Here is a 17395-nt window from a genome sequence, read left to right on the forward strand (position 1 = left end):
CAGGCATCCCAATGCTAATGGGTGGTGAAAACTTCGGTGACGAAACAAGTCCTCAAATTCAGTACTTGAAAGCACTAGAAGCATGGGATGCAGAATTCCCAGGTTTCGAACACGAAACTGAAGGCGCTGAGATCGAAGACGGTAAATACCACGTTCTTTGTATCAAAAAAGACGCTCTATAATCGACTAAATCGATAACGTGTGATTACCTAAATCCCCGCTCTTTGAGTGGGGATTTTTTTATGTTATTCCATTCATAAAATTAATATCGTGCGTATTACATCGCAATCAATAACGCCAAATTACAGATATAAAAAATGCCGGCCTTAGCCAGCATTTCATGCTTATCAGCAGATAAACTTATAGCGCGATAACATTTGCCGCTTGCAGACCTTTCTGGCCTTGCTCTACGTCAAATGAAACTTTCTGACCTTCAGTTAAGGTTTTGAAACCTTCTGAAGCGATAGCACGGAAGTGAACGAAGACGTCAGCGCCGCCATTGTCTTGGGTTAGAAAACCAAAACCTTTCTCTTCGTTAAACCACTTTACTAAACCAGTTGTTTTATTAGACATTATGTGTCCCTTATATGTATTTCATTGAAGTGTCGCAATACGCGACAGGCTGAAATGAAGATGTTTGAACTATCGATAAAGCAAAGGGAAACACGGATAAAACAACATAAATGCAGCGATAAACAGTTTTCTTCTACGAAAAAGATGACAAATTTCAATTTTCAGCAAGTAAGATTATTAAATTAAGCAAATATGTTTATTCGATTAATTTAATACTCTTTGAGTATTAATATGAGATGGTGAAATTACCAATTAATTTATTATCGGAATTAGTAATATCGCCTTTACCTGTTTTTTCACAGTATGAGAAATTAATATCCACATTATCAACATTCCCTTTCATTAATACATGTCGGGTTAATACATCACTATTTAACTGATGAATTTTTGAGTTCCAAGAATGTTTATTTTTTAATAAGTTAAAATTTACGTTCATTATTTTACTGCTTCTTTTGTTTGTGTATTTATTGTATTTACAGGGCGGTTTTGTTGAAACCAAAATCGTTTACGACCAAGAGATCGAGACATAAGCATATCCTTAGCTTTATCATCAACTTAAATGAATTTATAAGATATTTATTAGTACATTTAAATTATAAAATGAGTATAAAATCTATTTATTATAGGTAACGAGGGAAATAGGAACGTAACGACAAATACAAACAAAAGCAGATATTGGAAGTGGTTATTATTTTCGATGGTACGGTATAACTAATTATTTTTACTTTGAAAGCGGCGCAAATAGTATAACTCTTTGCGCCAACTTAAATTCTTATAGCGCTACAACGTTAGCTGCTTGTAGGCCTTTTTGACCTTGCTCTACTTCGAAAGAAACTTTTTGGCCTTCAGCCAAAGTTTTAAAACCTTCAGAAGCGATAGCACGGAAATGAACGAATACGTCAGCGCCGCCATTATCCTGAGTAATGAAACCGAAACCTTTCTCTTCGTTGAACCACTTAACGATACCAGTAGACATATTGTGTCCCTTATTTAATTTAAAATTCATGAGTTATCGCAATAAAAAATCACGATGCGCTGAAAGCTTGAATTATTGAATGTGACGATGAAGCTAAGGGAAACACTGAGGATGACAACAATAACGAAGAAATTCTGAGGTTTTACTTTTACTTGATGTTTCATTAATAACTCTGAACAACAGAGCGACGCCATTATTGTCTTATAACCAGTAATTGTAAAGGCTTATTTTCTATAATTTTTGGTTATCAATGTAACTCATTGATAGTAATCATTTTAAATTTAAAATAAACATTTTATATTTAAATATCGATTCAATATTCCTCTTTTTCTCTCTTTATTTTCAATAAAGGGCTAATCACATAAGTCACAACATAAACACTTATCACACCAATCGCACCACCCAATACAACATCGAACATTCGAACCATAGCAATTGATTCTGTATGTGTCATCGAGCCAGCAGCAATGGCAATAAACATACAACGTAATGTAAAAGCGACAGGATAAGGTTTAATGACGAGAGTTAAAGGAATAAGAAACGCGGCAAAGCTATTTAGTACTGTAGCACTTCCAATAAGTGAAAATAGATAAACAGCCGCTCCTCCTAAACTTAAACCTAATACCGCCCCTCTACCTCGATGCTTAAGCTTTTTATGCATACTACTTAGTTCCCCGGTTATCACACTCACCGAAGACCAAATAACCCACTGTCCTTGTTTTATAGCGAAATATTTAACAAAAACAGCGGTCATAAAAATAGCGAAGAAAATACTTAATACCGAGTAAATGACCGCTGGTTGTTTTTTAACGATATAGGGATGATCCCTACCAATCAGAGCATATGTCCGATCTTTCGGCATTTTAGCCATATTTAAACAGACTAAAACCAATATTGGTCCAATTAAGGTAACGGGTAATTGTTCAAGTAATTTTATATACGCATGAGTAAATGTATGAGGGTTTACACGATCATAAAGCTCACAACTTAAATATAACGCAGGGATCAATATCCAATTTCCTAACGATTTTAAATTTTTATCCCAATAAGCAAAACTGGCGCAAATCGCCCCCAATAAAGCGCAGAGCAAAGCAAACAACAGTGGAGAGCTTTGCACCCAATACAACACCGTAAAACCTAAAATAATAGCCAGCCAATGTAAGCACGTTTCTAATAACCCACTTAAACCTAAACTATTTTGCACACAAAAAAGTGCCCCACTCACCAACCCCAGTTGCAGGTAATGATGATCGCCGGTTATACACGCCACAATGAAACAGGGAAAAATAGCAACCGTCATGCACACAAGCGTTGGTACATCACACCATGCAGATAGTGTCTGTTTTATATGCCACTGATTATAGCCCCATGTCATTTTCATCGGCTTTATGCTCTTGTATTTGTCTCAATTACTAACAGGTAAGCTGCTCAACCCTGATCACTTCGGCAAGTCGAGAAAGCAACTCAATAGACTGTTGATGTGTTTGCTGACTGTCTGCAGCACAAGCGTCTTCAATAATCGTCACTTTATAATCGCGGTCATGCGCATCTCGGGTCGTCGATTGAATAGCTAAAGTGGTACTCACACCAGCTAAATACACATGTTCAATACGGTTGGCACGTAAAACCGCTTCTAATGGTGTACCGTAAAAAGGGCTAATTCTTGGTTTTTCAATAATAAAGTCACTCGTTTGTACATCTAAATCATCATGAAATTCAGTACCAAAGCAGCCTAACTGCAATGCCTTATATTGATTGGCCAAACCAAAGATTGGCGAGTTTTTAGGTTGGGCATAATAATGGGATTCGAATCCGACTTTAACGAGAATCACTAACCAATCATTTTTACGGGCATATGCAAGCGCTTGGTTGGCATGGGTTATCGCATTTTGTTCTTGAACATGCGTAGCACATGATGGGATTTTGCCGTCGGGGTGGACAATATCATTAATAAAATCGATAACGAGTAATGCTTTTTTCATCATAATTTTCTCTTGTTAGATCATTAGCACTTCAATTAAATATCCTGCTAAAAACGAATATTTCTTCTTGTTTTCACTGTATTTTAGTTTTTAGCAACAATAGAGAGAAACGATATATACTTACGGTTATGTAAGTTTTTCTAACAGATGAAAATGAAGCATCTACCGCCATTAAAATCGCTACCTGTTTTTCTCAGCGTATGTGAACACCTTAATTTTTCTAAAGCAGCCAATGCATTGTGCGTCACTCACTCTGCTGTTAGTCAAAGTATTCAAAGCCTTGAAAGCTATCTCGGAAAGCGGTTATTTCATCGCACAACACGTCAAATGACGTTAACGGAAGATGGAAAACGCTATCAACGTGCCATTCAAGAGGGGATAAATATCATTGAGCAGGCAACTCTTCGAGAGTTAACCTCTCAGCAGCAGATCTCTATCAGTATTATTCCTTCCTTAGGGCTAAAATGGTTAATTCCTCGAATGCCTGCATTACAAGAAAAGTATCCTGATATTGATTTACGTTTTTCTACGCATTCGACGTTGGCATTAGAGCTACTACCCCATAACCTTGATATTGCTATTTGTTATGGTGAGGGAAATGAATGGCCTGAATACAACGTGGTTCCTTGGAATGAAGATAGGTTGGTGCTAGTCGGTAGCCCCGCAAAAAAGCCTCTTCCTGATGATTTAAATAACTACTTTGCTGAACAGCCAACAATTTGGGTGGATCGCTCTCTACGTGATGCTGATTGGACACATTGGTGTCAAAGCTTAGGCGTCGATGTACCTAACAATACCAAGCGACGTTATTTTCAAAGCTCTGTGCAGGCTATTGAAGCTGCTATCGCAGGGTTGGGTGTTTTTGTTACACATCGAATGTTTGTCAACGATGAAATAAAAGCAGGCTTATTAGCTGAGCTTACACCCCATAGTGTATTAAGCCGTTGTAGCTATTTCATCGTCAGTAAGAAAGAAAACCAGAACAAACCAGAAGTACAAAACGTTATTGCTTGGCTGCAAGACACGCTCAAACAAGAAAAGTCAGTAACGTCTTGATAGGCAGGGAGATACTCTCTTATCTTGCCTAATAAGAGAGTATTAAAAATATGGTATCAAATAAATTAGGCATATTGCCCAGCAACATAGCCAGAGCTCCATGCCCACTGGAAGTTATAGCCACCTAACCAACCACTCACATCCATCACTTCACCCGCAAAGTACAAGCCTTTCACTTTCTTTGTTTCCATGGTCTTTGAGGATAATTCATCGGTATCAACGCCGCCTAATGTCACTTCTGCTGTACGATAGCCTTCTGTACCATTTGGCGCGATCTGCCATTGGTGGAAGTATTCACTCAGTAATGCCAGCTCTTTGTGATTAAGTTGCTTTAACGGTTTATCTTGCACATCACCACGCTCAATCAACGCTTCAATTAAACGCTTCGGCAGTAAGCGAGACAGTGAGTTCTTTAAGCTTTGATTCGGGTGTGCGTCACGCATTTCATTTAAGGTGTCAGCCAAGGTTAAATGCGGTAATAAATCTGCGGTGATCTTCTGACCCGGCTTCCAGTATGACGATACCTGTAATATCACAGGGCCTGATAAACCACGGTGGGTAAACAGTAAGTTCTCTTTAAATGAAGTGCCATCTTCAGTTTCAACGACCGCAGGAACAGCAATACCAGACAGATCAGCTAATGCTTCTTTATCTTCTACATGCAGCGTAAACGGTACAAGACCTGCAGTAGTTGGGATCATTTTCAAGCCAAACTGCTCAGCAATTTGATAACCAAACGGGGTTGCACCCAGTTTCGGCATCGATAAACCACCGGTTGCGACCACCAGCGATTCACAGCTAACGGTGTCGGTATTAAGGCCAAGCGTGAAGCCTGAATCCGTCTTTTCAATACTATGAACATCGACTTGGTAACGCTGGGCGATATTAGGCATATCGCATTCAGACAACAACATTTGAACAATGTCTTTGGCTGAATCTAAACAGAATAACTGGCCATGATCACGCTCTTCATAGTCAATCCCGTGTTGGCACACCATGCCTATAAAATCCCATTGGGTGTATTGAGATAGCGCAGATTTCACAAAGTGTGGATTACGACAAACATAATTATTCGCGGCCACATCCATATTGGTAAAGTTACAACGACCGCCACCTGAGATCAGGATTTTACGTCCCGGCTTCTTACCATGATCAACCACCAATACAGAGCGACCACGCTTACCCGCTTCAGCTGCACACATTAGCCCTGCAGCACCTGCACCGATAATGACGACATCGTATTTATTTGCCATGAATTACTATCTGCCTTTCAAAAACACTAAGGGAAAAACGAAAAAAGGATGCTAGTCGCTAGCATCCTTTCTCTCTCGCGGCGGCTATTTTACCTACCTAATGGCGTAATACCAACCGTAATAATTTATCCTGATAGCAAACCTATTAAGCTTGCTGAGCACGCTCAATAGAGGCCAATGCCGTAGATGCCGCTGCAGGCATGTCTAATGTTGTGGTTGGGAAAGCAAAATCGGCCCCATGCGAATGTACAATCTCAACAATTTTAAGCATCACATCCTGCTGTACGTCTTTGTACTTAATCCATTCAACCGTTTTGGTAAAGGTATATACCAAGATATTAAGTGACGACGCACCGTAAGTATCAAAACTCACAATCAAGGTTTGTCGAGTATCGATATCTGGATGGTTTTGTAGCATAGTTTTAATATCACGCACGACATCACCCACCACCGCAGCATCACAATACCGTAAACCGACACTTTGCTTAATACGGCGATTGAGCATGCGAGACGCATTTTCTACCACCACCGAGCTAAACACCGAGTTAGGCACATACATTGGACGCTTATCAAAGGTGCGAATAATGGTCATACGGAAACCAATTTTCTCTACCGTACCTTCAATTTGACGATCAGGACTGCGGATCCAATCACCCACCTTAAACGGACGATCAAAATATAACATCATGCCGCCAAAGAAATTCGCCAGCAGATCTTTGGCTGCCATACCGACAACTAAACCACCAACACCACCAAAGGTGAGTAAGCCTGATAAACTCAAGCCCAGATTTTGCATCGCAATTAAACCGCCAAACACCATGACGATTAAACGCAAAATCTTCGATATCGCATTTACGGTTGTCGCATCACGCTGCGGTCGGTTTTCCAATATGGTCTGCTCCATATTGGAAATTAAACGAAATAGCGTCCAAACAATGGTCCAGATCAGCAACAGATGACGAAGAGTCGATAATGATGTACTGGAATAACTGGTCAAGTTATCGACTAATATGCCTATCGACAGCAGCCCCGGCCAAACCCAAATACATAAAGTAATGGGGGCGCGGATCGCACTGATTAATGCGTCATCCCAAATAAACTGACTTTTTTCTGCCACTATAGCTAAACGGCGTGACAATAAGATCCATCCGCCCCATAACACCGAGCTCAACAATAACAGTAAGCCAATGTTATACATCCAATCGACAGATGCGCCCTTTTCTAACGACGACCACCAATATATGAACTTTTCCATAACGTTTCTGTTTCTCTATGATTAGCGATACGCAAAAAATAGGCTACCGATATAGCCTATCCGTCATATTATATTGAGATCATACTAAACATCAGACACCGCGCAAAGCTAGCCTAAAAACAAGGTTCTTAGTGCTCCGTCGAAGAAGTGTTAGTAGCCAAGAAAGGCAACCGCAAAAATCGCGATAAAAAAGGTGATCATAAAGGTACTGGCGAGAACAAATAGCTTACGTACTTTAATACATTTCGCCATAAAGACCGGATCATGATGCTTTTTATATTGCTCGCTGCGGATGTAATGAAATAAACGGATCTGTTTACTGACATTACCTTGAGAAGAGAAAAAACCGCGCCCATCCACTTGCTGATACAACAGGGGATCACATTCTCGCATCACCACCAGCAATGTTCTTAAGGTACTGATGTAACGAGACGTATTAACAACTGCCACTAAAAAAAGTGCGAAAAGAAATGCATCACTACTCATATATATTCTCCCAAAAAATGCGGTTCCACTCGCCGGGAGATAAGGGAGCAAATTTGCTCCCTATCAATATTAGGCTTGTGAATCCATAACAGATGTAGACTCTGCTTTTGCCATCGCGGATAAATCTTTATCAATAAAGAATAGTGCCTTACCGTCTTCACCGACTAACTCAATTTTATCTAAAATGCCTTTAAACAATTTTTCTTCTTCGTGTTGCTCTGATACGTACCACTGTAAAAAGTTAAATGTTGAGTAATCTTGCGTAGTAAATGCAACATGAGCAAGCTCATTGATCTTCTTAGTAATTAATTGCTCGTGCTCATAGGTTTCACGGAATACATCACCTAGTGATGCAAATTCGTGTTTTGGCGCCTCAATCGTACCAAGAATTGGCAATGCGCCTGTTTCGCTCACATAAGTAAACAAACGTTGCATATGTTCCATTTCTTCAACGGCATGAGCACGTAAAAATTCAGCAGCACCTTCGAAACCTTTATCCTCACACCATGCACTCATCTGTAAGTATAGGTTTGAAGAGAAAAATTCTAAGTTGATTTGCTCGTTTAGGTTATCAACCATAGCCTTGGCTAACATTGCACTACTCCTGTTTGTTTAAGTGTAATCAAGACATTGTCACTGCGCATTGTTTAGAATGCAACTAACGAAAAAAAATACTGAGATAATTCTCTTTTATTTTTCATGAAGTACGAAATCAACAGTAAAATCGCTTACTTGTTTTTGAAAAATAATTAACCACAACTCCGTAATAAGATGCGACTAAATCGATATTTTTGCCCCATACTCAATGCTAATATGAATCATACCTAATGAATATGGAGTGTCAGTTAATGGTCTATAAACATATCCTTGCCGCCATCGATTTATCAGACGATAGCGAAGTATTAGTCCATAAGGCCGCGCTATTAGCCAAAGCCCTAGATGCGAAGTTATCTCTGATCCATATCGATGTTGATTACGCTGATTTATACACCGGACTCATTGATATTAATTTAGCAGAGATGCATGAGCGTGCTGAAAATGATGCGCAAACACGCCTTCATCAACTGGCACAAAAAGCACACTATCCGGTGTCACATACCCTTGTCGGTAGCGGTGATCTGAGTGAAGAAATTTGTCATGCGATAAAAAACATGGATGTTGATTTGGTCATTTGTGGTCATCATCAAGATTTCTGGAGCAAAATCTTATCATCAACCCGCCAACTTCTAAGCCGTACGCCTGTTGATTTATTAATGATTCCACTGAAATAATCTCGCTATCCCCCTCTTAATCCAGCAGCCAACACCGTTGGCTGCTGCTCATACCTGTTATTTTCTACTCTATCTTTCATAGGCGACAAGATTAACTTTCGCTACACTGCATACCCTTAATTTTTCAAATGGATGTTGCTGGCGTAATGGGATATTTATCTGTCATCACCCTTTTATGGGCGTTTTCTTTTAGCTTAATTGGCGTCTACCTTGCCGGTCAGGTTGACCCTTGGTTTTCTGTATTAACTCGTGTCAGTTTAGCCGCGTTGGTTTTTATCCCTTTTTTACGCTTTAAACATATTCATCCCAAATTAGCGCTCAAATTAATGATGGTTGGCGCTTTCCAATTAGGGATCATGTATTGCTTCTACTACCAATCTTTTTTATATCTCAGTGTGCCTGAGGTATTACTGTTTACTATTTTCACCCCAATTTATGTCACTTTGATTTACGATGCACTCCATAAACAGTTTTCTCCGTGGTATTTGCTCACCGCAGCAATCGCTGTACTGGGTGCTGCTGTGATCAAGTTTGAAGGCATCAACCAAAACTTTATTATCGGCTTTTTCATCGTCCAAGGGGCGAACCTGTGTTTTGCTATCGGGCAAGTGGGCTATAAGCGAATTATCGAACAAGAAACCACAGAGTTGCCACAACATACGGTATTTGGCTGGTTTTACATTGGTGCTATCTGTATCGCGTTACCGATGTTCTTATTGTTTGGCAATAACGACAAGCTACCGACGACCGATACTCAATGGGGGATATTGGTTTATCTTGGTATCGTTGCTTCAGGCTTAGGGTATTTCATCTGGAATAAAGGGGCGACGTTAGTCAATGCTGGCGCGCTGGCAATCATGAATAATGCACTGGTACCTGCTGGGTTGATTGTGAATATCGTGATTTGGAATCGTGATGTGGATTATTCACGTTTGATAGTCGGTGGCGTGATCATAATGTTTTCACTGTGGCTAAATGAAACCTGGGTGAAACGCAAAGTTCAGCAAAGCCAATGGTAAATCGCTTGTTATAAAAACAACAAAGCCAGCGTTTAACGCTGGCTTTGGTTTAAACATTTAATCGTTAAATAAACGCAAATGCGTCAGCAAACATATGTTCTCTTTGCGCATTTTTATCACTGCAGAAACGCTCACGGGCGGCACCTGCCATTTCAAAACGACCACACACGTAGATGTCGTACGCTGATAGGCAAACAAAATCTTCTGCAACAGCATCCAATACATTACCGACTTTGCCTGACCAGTTTGCAGGGGCATTTTCAACTACAGGCACATAGGTAATGTTGCCGTGTTTGGCTGCTAACGCCTGCATCTCTTCATTCGCATACAGCTGATCGATACCACGACCACCCCAATACACAAAAATAGGCTGGGTTAAACCACGGCTAATGCAGTTATCAAGCATGCTACGGATATAAGAAAAACCAGTACCACCGGCGATCATTAGTAGTGGACGCTCACTTTCATGGCGCAGCCATGCATCACCGTGGGCAGCATCAATCACCACAGGTTCATTGCAATCTAATGCCGCTTTCATCGCTTCTACGACTTCTAATGCATACGCATTTTGCTCTGCCGCACCAATATGTAGTTCAAGCTCGCCTTCACGACATGGGCTACTGGCAATTGAAAATGGACGCTTATCTTTCTCGCCCATTACCGCAAGCAGATATTGTCCCGCTTTGAAATCAATCGCCTGCTCAGGCTTTAACAAAATGCGATACGTGTTCGCGGCTAAGGGTTGTACTGACTTTACTTCGCACTGGATAGACATGGTTTTCCTCTAGTCTAACGTTAACACCAAGTCACTTTCCGCGACCGCTTGGCAGGTAAAAATCCATCCTTCCGCTTGTTCTTTTTCAGTGAGCATTGGCGCTAACTGATAACTCACTTCACCGGATGTTTTACGGCACAGACACATAGCACATGCCCCTACCTGACAGCGATTGGGAAAAGTAATGCCTGCGTCGAGCGCTGCTTGTAATACCGTTTGCTGCGTTGACGCAGTAAAGGTGATGTTGTTTGGCAACAGGCGTACTTGATACATAATTTTCTCTTACTACTGACTATTTGAAGCAGCAATAAATAATACTCACTCTACCGCTCAGTATAGCGATAAACAGTTAGATCTCGATCCCAAGTTGGTCCCAAATCGCATCTATTTTCGCGACAACTTGCGGATTTTTAACTATTGGGTTGCCCCATTCACGTGCCACAGCATCAGGCCATTTATTCGTCGCATCTAATCCAAGCTTACTACTTTGGTCTAATACTGACGCTAGCTGTACCGTATCACGGCTAGGATCCATACGTGTAGTGATCGCCCAAATAACATCGTTCCAATCACGCACGTTGACGTCTTGATCACACAAGATGACAAATTTTGCATCACTAAACTGCGCCATGAAGTCCCAAATACCTTGCATCACACGTTGCGCCTGATCCGCTTCAGTATTGGTAATACTTACAATCGCCATCTGCTGCTTACTTGCCGTCGGTAAGTAAATATCAATGATCTCAGAATAAGTGTCACGCAAAGCAGCTATGCCCGCTTCAACATCAAATTGCTGATCATATTTGGTTGCAATTGATGGTGTACTCGCAAGCTCAGCGTCCCATTTCACTGTTGCATCTAAGCCCATTTTAGAGCCAAGCCCAACCACAGGCGAAGCAAAATCTAATGAGTCAATTGGGGTATTATCAATGAACAAGGTATCACGCACGGGCTCCATGTGAGTTGTCATCGCAGACACCACACTGTCCCAATTACGGGCATCGACACTCTCGTCACACACAATCACATATTTGGTGTACATGAATTGGCGCAAGAAAGACCATACGCCCATCATCACACGTTTGGCATGACCCGGATATTGCTTCTTCATCGTCACCACTGCCATGCGGTATGAACACCCTTCTGGTGGCAGGTAGAAATCAACTATCTCAGGAAATTGCTTTTGCAAAATAGGCACAAAGACTTCATTAAGTGCCACACCTAATACTGCAGGCTCATCGGGCGGACGACCAGTGTAGGTGCTGTGATAAATCGGATCGTTACGCATGGTGATATGCGTAATGGTAAAGACATGATGACGCTCTTTCTCGTTGTAGTAACCAGTATGATCGCCATACGGGCCTTCATCAGCAAACTCTTCAGGGTCGATATAGCCTTCCATGACAATTTCTGCACTTGCTGGCACATCTAAGTCATTGGTTAAACTTTTCACCACTTCAGTACGACGCCCACGCAGTAAGCCTGCAAAAGCGTACTCAGATAAGGTATCTGGAATTGGCGTTACAGCCCCTAAAATCGTGGCCGGATCGGCACCGAAAGCGACAGTGATTGGGAATTTCTCACCCGGATGGGTTTCCATCCATTCACGCAGATCTAATGCCCCACCACGGTGAGCCAACCAGCGCATAATGATTTTATTTTTCGCGATTTTTTGCTGACGATAAATCCCTAAGTTTTGGCGCTTTTTATGTGGTCCTTTAGTGATGGTTAAGCCCCATGTAAGCAGTGGTGCCACATCATCAGGCCAACAGCTCATTACAGGGATTTTATCTAAATCAACCTCATCACCTTGCCACACAATTTCTTGGCACGGCGCATTGCGCAGACGCTTCACTGGCATATTGAGTACTTGCTTAAATGCTGGGATCTTATCTAACGCTTCACGAAAACCACGAGGTGGCTCAGGCTCTTTTAAATACGCTAATAATTTACCGACTTCGCGCAACTCTTTCACTTCTGTGCGCCCCATTCCCATCGCAACACGCTGTGGCGTACCAAACAAGTTGGCAAGCACTGGCATGTTGTAACCAATAGGATTTTCAAACAAAAGCGCAGGACCACCAGCACGTAAAGTGCGATCGCTAATTTCTGTTATTTCTTGATCGGGATCGACTGCTTGCTTAATTCGCTTCAATTGCCCGTTTTGTTCTAAATAGGCGATGAAGTCTCGCAGATCCTTGAATTTCATATCTGATACCACGATTGAGCTACGCCATAACCGAAAATAACAGCGTAGTGATGAGAATGATTTTCGCTAGTATAACCAGTTGTAGAGGCTAAAACACCCGTTCTGCGGTCTAATTTCGCCACCAGATGTTTCAATTAAGCTGGTTATCACCCTAGTAAATAAAGGGGTTAGGGTTTCATTGCAGACACTGAGCCCATCGATAACAACTCTTCTATATGAGCAACTAAATCAGGATCACTGCTGGCAGTTAAGAGTTGTTGTAACCAGTGACCATGACCTTGCTTAAGCAAGTGAGGCGTGATCAACAAACGTTCTATTTCGTTACCTAACTGGTTCTGTAAAAAGATTTTGGCTTTATCAGGCAATGGCTTAAAACTGGTTAAAGCGCGGTATGCTGACTCTTTTAATGAAGGGTTTGCTGTTGCTGCAATTAATTGGCTTACCACAAAATCAGAAGCGGTAACTTGAGATAAACGGTTTAATTCTGCCAAGCTGTATTGATCGGTACGGCGACGCCATAACACATCATACAACTTCGCATCATTAGAGTGTGCTGCTAAGGTTGCTAAGATGCTGTTATCTGGCAGCCAAATCAGCTGAGGATCTGAATGAAACTGCTCAACCAGCGCATTAATTGCTGGCGGTGATAATTGCGCGATCGCACGTGCAATCACTTGGCTGCGCTTCTGTTGCTGCTCTAAATCGCCTTTTAGCCATTCAGATAACGTCAATTTTCCTCGCTCTAAGTTAATCACAGCTCGCTGGCTCACTAAGTCCTTTTTCCACTCACGCAGCAGTCCATTGGCTTGATTACTATAAAAGAAAGCCATTCGGCTGACGGTATAACCATCACCTTGCTCAGTAATAGTAAACGGTGATTGTCGCTTCGCTTGAATTTTGAGCCACGCAATACGAGCAGTGTTAAAACGACCGACTTCGCTGGCGTATTTGATCAACTGGCTACGAGCCACTTCTTGAGTTAATGGTGGGAGTTGATCAAGCAGAATCTCCAATGACTGAAAATCACTGTGATCATAATAAGGTTTGAGCGCCTCAATGTGAGCAACAAATTGTGGCATTTGCTTAATATGCTGGATTTTCGCTTCGGTTATCTCTGTCGCAGAAATAGGCTGTAATGCCGAGGCGATCAGCAAGCCTAGCGCACACCAATGTCGTAACATAACGCCTCCCTAGCGAAGTAAAACTCTTCTTCCTTACCCATACCATCGCAATACAAGGTAATTTCTGTCAATAAAAAACGCCGCCCGTGGGCGACGTTTTCAAAATCTGTGACTCAGTACAGCGTATTATGACTTCTGACGACGCATCGCATCAAAGAATTCATCATTAGTCTTCGTCATTGATAGCTTATCAATTAAGAATTCCATGCTGTCAGTTTCGCTCATTGGGTGAACGATCTTACGTAGAATCCACATCTTCTGTAGCTCGTCCGCTTTCGCTAGTAGCTCTTCACGACGCGTACCTGAGCGGTTGATATCAATAGCAGGGAATACACGTTTCTCAGCGATCTTACGAGAAAGGTGAAGTTCCATGTTACCTGTACCTTTAAATTCTTCGTAGATAACTTCATCCATTTTCGAACCAGTATCAACGAGTGCTGTTGCGATGATAGTTAAGCTACCGCCTTCTTCTACGTTACGTGCAGCACCAAAGAAGCGCTTAGGACGGTGAAGGGCGTTGGCATCTACACCACCAGTTAATACCTTACCAGAAGAAGGAATTACGGTGTTGTATGCACGTGCTAGACGTGTAATTGAGTCAAGTAAGATAACCACATCTTTCTTGTGCTCTACTAAACGTTTTGCTTTTTCAATTACCATTTCAGCCACTTGTACGTGACGTGATGCTGGCTCATCAAACGTTGATGCAATCACTTCGCCTTTTACAAGGCGTTGCATCTCGGTCACTTCTTCTGGACGCTCATCAATAAGCAATACCATTAACTCACACTCAGGGTGGTTATGGGCAATACTTTGGGCAATGTTTTGAAGTAGCATTGTTTTACCCGCTTTTGGCGGAGCAACAATCAGACCACGCTGGCCTTTACCGATAGGTGATGCTAAATCAAGAACACGTGCTGTGATGTCTTCTGTAGAACCGTTACCACGTTCCATACGCATACGTGAGTTTGCATGCAGTGGGGTAAGGTTTTCAAATAGGATCTTATTGCGGGCGTTGTCTGGCTTGTCGTAGTTTACTTCGTTAACTTTCAGTAGTGCAAAGTAACGCTCACCGTCTTTTGGTGGACGAATTTTTCCGGCAATGGTATCGCCAGTACGTAAGTTAAAACGACGGATTTGACTTGGTGATACATAAATATCATCAGGGCCAGCAAGGTAAGAACTATCAGCGCTACGAAGGAAGCCGAAGCCATCTTGTAATATTTCTAGAACACCATCGCCAAAAATATCCTCACCACTCTTCGCATGCTGCTTAAGAATGGAGAAGATGATGTCTTGCTTTCTCAAGCGGGCAAGGTTTTCTAATCCTAAACTTTCGCCAAGTGATACCAACTTAGAAATCGGTTGGCTCTTTAATTCTGTAAGGTTCATAGTGGTGGGTTTCTTGTCTGTCAAAATCGGGGTTCTATATTAGTTGAGATAAAGATGACCAATAGGGCCTGGTCAAGAAATGAACGAAAATGTAATTTCTGTGCGCTAAGGTAACACTAAACGTTCTATCCGTCTAGCATAGACGTTAGACAAACCATGTACAACTTACAAATTGTCCATGGTTTGTAAAATTGCACTTATAGGTTCGCGTCTAAGAACTCTTTAAGCTGTGTTTTCGACAGCGCGCCAACCTTTGTTGCCGCTACACCACCGTCTTTAAACAGCAGTAATGTCGGAATACCACGAATACCAAACTTCGGCGGTGTTTCCGCATTCTGATCAATATTTAATTTACCAATCGTTAGCTTGCCTTCGTATTCATCAGCGATTTCGTCAAGAATAGGGGCAATCATTTTACATGGACCACACCATTCAGCCCAAAAATCGACTAATACCGGGCCAGCAGCATTGATTACATCAGTGTCAAAACTCGCATCTGTAAGCTGCACAATCTTGTCGCTCATCTTCCACTCCAACAGTTGATTTTGTTAGCTGATCTTATTTTACCAGCAAATCGTTACCCTATTTGAATGGAATACGTTTCGTATTGCAACCCTAAGCTGATATTCTATAGCAATGAAGACGACTCACATCACAGAGCGGAAATTTGCCGAGCTAGGGTTAAACCCTCTAGTTTTAAAAGGATTGGATGATAAAGGGTTCCATAATTGTACCCCGATCCAAGCCTTGGCATTGCCAGTTATGCTCACTGGCCATGATATCGCGGGACAGGCTCAAACAGGTACGGGTAAAACCATTGCCTTCCTAACCGCTACTTTTAACCATTTATTGGAGACTGCTGCGCCTGCACATCGAAAAACCAATCAACCGCGTGCCATTATCATGGCGCCTACGCGTGAATTGGCGATCCAAATTTATAATGATGCATCATCACTGATTGCAAGTACGGGCTTGAAAGCCGGTCTCGCTTACGGTGGCGAACCTTACGAGAAGCAAAAAGCGATTCTTGATGAGGGTGTGGATATCTTAATCGGTACGTGTGGCCGTATTATTGATTTCTACAAGCAACGTGTTATTGATTTAGCGAGCATTCAAGTCGTAGTACTTGATGAAGCCGATCGTATGTTCGATTTAGGTTTTATTAAAGACATTCGCTTCTTGTTCCGTCGCATGCCAGCACCGAGCGAGCGTTTAAGCCTGCTATTCTCAGCCACATTGTCCTACCGTGTGAAAGAATTAGCATTTGAACATATGAATAGTCCTGAAAGCGTTGTCGTTGAGCCGGAACAAAAAACGGGCCACCGCATTCAAGAAGAATTGTTCTACCCATCTAACCAAGAAAAAATGCGTTTATTACAAACGTTGATCGAGGAAGAGTGGCCAGAACGCGCAATTATTTTTGCTAATACCAAGCACCGCTGTGAAGATGTTTGGGGTCACTTAGCTGCTGATGGTCATCGTGTTGGTTTGCTAACTGGCGATGTGCCACAGAAAAAACGTGAGCGTATTTTGGATCAATTCACCAACGGTGATGTTGATATCTTAGTCGCGACCGATGTCGCTGCACGTGGTTTGCATATCCCTGCAGTAACGCACGTATTTAACTACGATCTCCCTGATGATGCAGAAGATTATGTACACCGTATTGGTCGTACAGGTCGTGCAGGCCTAAGTGGTCACTCAATCAGTTTTGCTTGTGAAGAGTACGCTATTAACCTAACCGCTATTGAAACTTACATTGAACATGGTATTCCACAGTCAAAGTATGATTCAGAAGCATTGTTAGACGATCTTCCAGCACCGATCCGCCTCCAACGAAATCCTCGTCAAGGTGGTCGCCGTAACACTCAACGTCAAGGCCAAGGTCAAGGGCAACAACGTTCGCGCAATAATCGCCGTCGTCCGCCTCAAAACAATAAGCCTGCGTAATAACGATAAGTAATGTA

General features: G+C 41.9%; 20 protein-coding genes. 5 read left to right on the forward strand and 15 right to left on the reverse strand.

From position 1 onward, the window contains the following. The coding region (locus C9J41_RS19650) for a hypothetical protein (protein ID WP_146144315.1) at positions 1-182 on the forward strand (182 nt) is incomplete at its 5' end. A 178-nt stretch (positions 183-360) separates the two neighbouring features. Here the strand turns inward: C9J41_RS19650 and C9J41_RS19655 are convergent. The 5 genes from C9J41_RS19655 to C9J41_RS19675 all read right to left on the reverse strand — a co-directional run bounded on the left by C9J41_RS19655 (position 361) and on the right by C9J41_RS19675 (position 3531). Beyond that, positions 361-573, reverse strand: a complete 213-nt coding sequence (locus tag C9J41_RS19655; protein ID WP_107262304.1) for a cold-shock protein — start codon at positions 571-573, stop codon at positions 361-363. A gap of 226 nt (positions 574-799) precedes the next feature. Next, positions 800-1009 carry a hypothetical protein gene (locus C9J41_RS19660; protein WP_045084684.1) on the reverse strand — a complete coding sequence of 70 codons (210 nt, stop codon included), beginning with the start codon at positions 1007-1009 and terminating at the stop codon, positions 800-802. A 336-nt stretch (positions 1010-1345) separates the two neighbouring features. Beyond that, complete coding sequence (locus tag C9J41_RS19665; protein WP_039861059.1) at positions 1346-1579, reverse strand: cold-shock protein; 234 nt, start codon at positions 1577-1579, stop codon at positions 1346-1348. 283 nt (positions 1580-1862) lie between these two features. Next, a complete protein-coding gene (locus tag C9J41_RS19670; protein WP_107294926.1) occupies positions 1863-2930 on the reverse strand; it encodes an FUSC family protein in 1068 nt (355 codons plus the stop codon). Between the two features lie 31 nt (positions 2931-2961). Continuing rightward, complete coding sequence (locus C9J41_RS19675; protein WP_107208578.1) at positions 2962-3531, reverse strand: isochorismatase family cysteine hydrolase; 570 nt, start codon at positions 3529-3531, stop codon at positions 2962-2964. 147 nt (positions 3532-3678) lie between these two features. Between C9J41_RS19675 and C9J41_RS19680 the strand changes: the two genes are divergently transcribed. Then, entirely contained in the window at positions 3679-4587 is a 909-nt protein-coding gene (locus tag C9J41_RS19680) for a LysR substrate-binding domain-containing protein (RefSeq protein ID WP_107291381.1), read from the forward strand. A 65-nt stretch (positions 4588-4652) separates the two neighbouring features. Here C9J41_RS19680 and C9J41_RS19685 read toward each other — a convergent pair whose 3' ends face one another. From C9J41_RS19685 to ftnA, 4 genes are all read right to left on the reverse strand, one after another. After that, on the reverse strand, positions 4653-5840 hold the full coding sequence (locus C9J41_RS19685; RefSeq protein ID WP_107261870.1) for an NAD(P)/FAD-dependent oxidoreductase: 1188 nt from the start codon (positions 5838-5840) through the stop codon (positions 4653-4655). Between the two features lie 145 nt (positions 5841-5985). After that, positions 5986-7095: a mechanosensitive ion channel family protein gene (locus tag C9J41_RS19690; RefSeq protein ID WP_107208570.1), complete on the reverse strand. Its 1110-nt coding sequence runs from the start codon at positions 7093-7095 to the stop codon at positions 5986-5988. Positions 7096-7245: 150 nt separating this feature from the next. Then, positions 7246-7581 carry a universal stress protein UspB gene (uspB, locus tag C9J41_RS19695; protein WP_105061214.1) on the reverse strand — a complete coding sequence of 112 codons (336 nt, stop codon included), beginning with the start codon at positions 7579-7581 and terminating at the stop codon, positions 7246-7248. Between the two features lie 69 nt (positions 7582-7650). Further along, positions 7651-8175, reverse strand: a complete 525-nt coding sequence (ftnA, locus tag C9J41_RS19700; protein ID WP_107208569.1) for a non-heme ferritin — start codon at positions 8173-8175, stop codon at positions 7651-7653. 254 nt (positions 8176-8429) lie between these two features. Between ftnA and C9J41_RS19705 the strand changes: the two genes are divergently transcribed. Then, complete coding sequence (locus C9J41_RS19705; RefSeq protein ID WP_107208568.1) at positions 8430-8852, forward strand: universal stress protein; 423 nt, start codon at positions 8430-8432, stop codon at positions 8850-8852. A gap of 146 nt (positions 8853-8998) precedes the next feature. Beyond that, positions 8999-9871, forward strand: a complete 873-nt coding sequence (locus C9J41_RS19710) for a carboxylate/amino acid/amine transporter (protein WP_107291382.1) — start codon at positions 8999-9001, stop codon at positions 9869-9871. Positions 9872-9935: 64 nt separating this feature from the next. On the opposite strand, the gene fre is transcribed toward C9J41_RS19710, so the two are convergent. The 6 genes from fre to trxA all read right to left on the reverse strand — a co-directional run bounded on the left by fre (position 9936) and on the right by trxA (position 15952). Beyond that, on the reverse strand, positions 9936-10646 hold the full coding sequence (fre, locus tag C9J41_RS19715) for an NAD(P)H-flavin reductase (RefSeq protein ID WP_107247864.1): 711 nt from the start codon (positions 10644-10646) through the stop codon (positions 9936-9938). 9 nt (positions 10647-10655) lie between these two features. Then, the gene (locus C9J41_RS19720; RefSeq protein ID WP_199187169.1) at positions 10656-10922 is read right to left on the reverse strand and encodes a 2Fe-2S iron-sulfur cluster-binding protein; all 267 of its coding nucleotides are present in this window, start codon (positions 10920-10922) and stop codon (positions 10656-10658) included. 73 nt (positions 10923-10995) lie between these two features. Continuing rightward, positions 10996-12855: a 4-hydroxy-3-polyprenylbenzoate decarboxylase gene (ubiD, locus tag C9J41_RS19725; protein ID WP_107288075.1), complete on the reverse strand. Its 1860-nt coding sequence runs from the start codon at positions 12853-12855 to the stop codon at positions 10996-10998. Between the two features lie 167 nt (positions 12856-13022). After that, positions 13023-14036 (reverse strand): hypothetical protein, encoded by a 1014-nt coding sequence (locus tag C9J41_RS19730; protein ID WP_107208565.1) that lies wholly within the window; start codon positions 14034-14036, stop codon positions 13023-13025. A gap of 126 nt (positions 14037-14162) precedes the next feature. Next, positions 14163-15428, reverse strand: a complete 1266-nt coding sequence (rho, locus tag C9J41_RS19735) for a transcription termination factor Rho (RefSeq protein WP_005372168.1) — start codon at positions 15426-15428, stop codon at positions 14163-14165. A gap of 197 nt (positions 15429-15625) precedes the next feature. After that, positions 15626-15952, reverse strand: a complete 327-nt coding sequence (gene trxA, locus C9J41_RS19740) for a thioredoxin TrxA (protein WP_005372169.1) — start codon at positions 15950-15952, stop codon at positions 15626-15628. Positions 15953-16064: 112 nt separating this feature from the next. Here trxA and rhlB point away from each other — a divergent pair, with 112 nt between their 5' ends. After that, a complete protein-coding gene (gene rhlB, locus C9J41_RS19745; RefSeq protein WP_107208564.1) occupies positions 16065-17378 on the forward strand; it encodes an ATP-dependent RNA helicase RhlB in 1314 nt (437 codons plus the stop codon). Positions 17379-17395: the final 17 nt, after the last annotated feature.

The sequence above is a fragment of the Photobacterium sp. GB-50 genome (assembly GCF_003026755.1).
Taxonomy (GTDB): Bacteria; Pseudomonadota; Gammaproteobacteria; order Enterobacterales; family Vibrionaceae; genus Photobacterium.